Raw genomic sequence first — 2,955 nt, forward strand, 5'->3', positions numbered from 1 at the left:
CGGTTTGTGAATTATGCGGATCGGAAGATAACCTGGGTGTTTTTACCGTACCGCCGGCAACACAGGAAAGCGAAAACGACAGTATTTATATTTGTGCAACCTGCTCGGGTCAGATCAACGAGCCGGAGACGATGGATGCCAACCACTGGCGCTGTTTGAACGACAGTATGTGGAGCACTGTACCTGCTGTTCAGGTGGTAGCCTGGAGAATGTTAAACCGACTAAAAGCTGAAGGCTGGCCGCAAGACCTGCTCGATATGCTTTACCTCGACGAAGAAACCAAGGAGTGGGCAGAGGCAACCGGCGAAGGAATTGATCCGGATGATGTGGTAAGACACCTCGACAGTAACGGCGCTGTTTTACAGGCCGGTGATACAGTCGTATTGATTAAAGACCTGAACGTAAAAGGTGGAGGATTTACTGCGAAACGCGGAACGGCCGTTCGTAATATTTCGCTGGTACACGATAACCCGGAACATATTGAAGGGAAAGTAAATGGCCAGCAGATTGTTATTCTTACTCAATATGTGAAGAAGAATTAGAAAGAATTTATTCCAATAAGAAAAGATGCCATCTTTATTTACGTTTTGTAGAAAGATGGCATCTTTGTTTTAGAGGCAGATTATGAGACTATCTCAAAAGCATTTCTTATTAAAGGTGATTTTCATTTTGTAGGGAACTATACCATGTCTCACCCCTAAATCCCCTGTAGGGGACTTAAGTCTTCCGCCAGCTGGCGGAGAGGTTTGGAGGGGTGAAAACTCATGATTATTTTTGTTTGTACGTTATTTTCTTAAATCGATTTTAGTGATGATCATATCACTTTTTAAAGCCAAAAAAGATAACAATGAATGTTTTTATAAAAGAAGAAGTAGCGGGCGACTACGATGCCTACTATCAAACTCCGGCCGGGAAAGAAATTGATGTAATAGAAGAAAAGCTTATTGCCAATGCGCTGAAAAAATTGCCGAAAGGGAGAATACTGGAGCTGGGTTGTGGCACCGGTCACTGGACTGAGCTCTTTGTAAACATGGGGTTTGATGTTATTGCCACCGATATTTCGGATGCGATGTTGCGTCAGGCTATTGAGAAAAACCTGGATGCCGATATTTTAAAGGCCGATGCCGAAGAACTGCCATTTAAAAACGAAAGTTTTGATGTAGTGGCTTCGGTAACAATGATGGAGTTTGTAAATAGCAAAGAAGTGGTTTTGAACGAAATCTATCGTGTTTTAAAACCGGGAGGGTATTTATTACTGGCTTGCCTGAATGGAAACTCGCAACTGGCAAAAAATGCGGCTAACGATCCGGTATTCAAAAATGCAGCATTCTACGTTCCTGAAAGTTTAGAAAAAGATTTACAGAAGTTCGGAACGCCGGAGCTTACGTCAGGAGTGCATTTTGCTCCCGATTTCAAAGTGATGGACCGAACTGCTGAGAAAGATAATCACGAACCGGCTTTTATGGTAGCGCTGGTTCAGAAAAACAAATAATCATGCAAGTTGCTGTTGAAATAAGTCTTTACCCACTGAGTGACGATTTTGAAAAACCGGTAGATACTTTTTTGTCACTTCTGGAAAACAACCAAACCATTGAAGTGGAGCCCGGCAAAATGAGCAGTATAATTACCGGCGAGTTAGCTGAGATTATGAAAGCCTTAACTCAGGCAATGGATCATGTTTTTGCAGAAAGTCCGGCTGTTTTTAACCTGAAGATTTCAAATTGCTGCCCTGTGTAGCTCCGGATATTGAGCAGGTGACTAAAGGTTCACCTGCTCAATAATTAGAAAGTCGAGCGATAGCCTCACTCGAAGTGAGACCATCACTAATTATTTTTTTGAATCGCTTATTCGCTTAAATCTTTAATCCGGATATTTCGGAACCACAATTCGGAGCCGTGGCCCAGAAATCCGATGTAGCCTTTATCGCGTTGCAAGCCCGGATGATCTTTTCCATCCGGTGTACCGTTTTTACGGGCATCGGCAATATCACCATCAAGAATCACTTCGCCGTTCAAAGTGATTTTTATTTTAGTTCCTTTCACCACCACTTCCTGCGTATTCCAATCACCAACCGGATTTAAAAAGCCGCGCTTAGCCGGAATTGTTCCGTAAACCGATCCGTGGTATTGATATTCGTGCAGGTTGGCATAAATAGGTGCCGTGTTATCCAGAATTTGCAATTCCATTCCCACATAAGCCGCATCGCCTTCAAGCGGAGTACGAATTCCCAGTCCGTTGTTAGCACCGGGTGTGAGTTTGAACTCAAAACGGAAGACAAAGTCGCTGTATTCATTTTCGGTGTACAGGTTACCGTGGCCACCCGCTTTCGGATTTACAACCAGCTCGCCATTCTCGGCATAATAATCGGTAAGATTTCCCTGCCAGCCATCGAGGTTTTTACCGTTGAAAAGCGAAACAAATCCTTCGTCAATTTCTTCCTGTGTTAAGCCAATTTCGTCGGTATTAATTTCACGCACATACACATCGCGGAAAGCCAGTTCGTTACCGTGTGCCTGCAGTTCGATGGTTCCTTCACTAAAAATCGGAATGCTGCGGTCCCAGTAATTATCCATTTTTACATTGTCAACTACCAGTTCTCCATTCAGGTAAACCGTTACATTCTCGCCAACCATGGTAATACGGAAGGTGTTCCATTCATCGATGGGATTGTCGGCTACCAGCAGAGGATCGCGCACATTGTCGGGATTGTTGTTGTACAAACCTCCCGAGCCTACCTGGGCACCCACCTCAACACGCGATGTATCCCATATCTGCACTTGCGGTGTTCCACGCAGGTAGATGCCGCTGTCGCCTTTTTTGCTAATGCGCCAGTCAACGATCATATCAAAATCTTTGTAGATCTTTTTAGAAACCAGGTTCGCACCGTGTCCGTTAAAAATGATCATTCCATCTTTAACGCTCCAGTTTTCGCGCATTTTAATGTTTGCTGCTTCC

Annotated in this window: 4 protein-coding genes; 3 read left to right on the plus strand and 1 reads right to left on the minus strand. The window is 44.0% G+C overall.

The genetic code is table 11. The features are described 5' to 3' along the window. The 3 genes from ABZB17_RS21910 to ABZB17_RS21920 all read left to right on the plus strand — a co-directional run. Positions 1-542 (plus strand): PhnA domain-containing protein (locus ABZB17_RS21910; RefSeq protein ID WP_372653693.1); only part of this gene is annotated, 542 nt, incomplete at its 5' end. Positions 543-847: 305 nt separating this feature from the next. Next, a complete protein-coding gene (locus ABZB17_RS21915) occupies positions 848-1,492 on the plus strand; it encodes a class I SAM-dependent methyltransferase (RefSeq protein WP_372653695.1) in 645 nt (214 codons plus the stop codon). A 2-nt stretch (positions 1,493-1,494) separates the two neighbouring features. After that, positions 1,495-1,737 (plus strand): YkoF family thiamine/hydroxymethylpyrimidine-binding protein, encoded by a 243-nt coding sequence (locus tag ABZB17_RS21920; RefSeq protein WP_372653698.1) that lies wholly within the window; start codon positions 1,495-1,497, stop codon positions 1,735-1,737. A gap of 107 nt (positions 1,738-1,844) precedes the next feature. Here the strand turns inward: ABZB17_RS21920 and ABZB17_RS21925 are convergent. Then, the coding region (locus tag ABZB17_RS21925) for a DUF1080 domain-containing protein (RefSeq protein ID WP_372653700.1) at positions 1,845-2,955 on the minus strand (1,111 nt) is incomplete at its 5' end.

Origin of the sequence: Draconibacterium sp. (assembly GCF_041583095.1) — a bacterium.
GTDB lineage: Bacteria > Bacteroidota > Bacteroidia > Bacteroidales > Prolixibacteraceae > Draconibacterium.

Coding starts and splice junctions, on each gene's coding strand:
- ABZB17_RS21920 (WP_372653698.1), top strand. CDS start 1,495: ATGCAAGTTGCTGTTGAAATAAGTCTTTACCCACTGAGTGACGATTTT.
- ABZB17_RS21915 (WP_372653695.1), top strand. CDS start 848: ATGAATGTTTTTATAAAAGAAGAAGTAGCGGGCGACTACGATGCCTAC.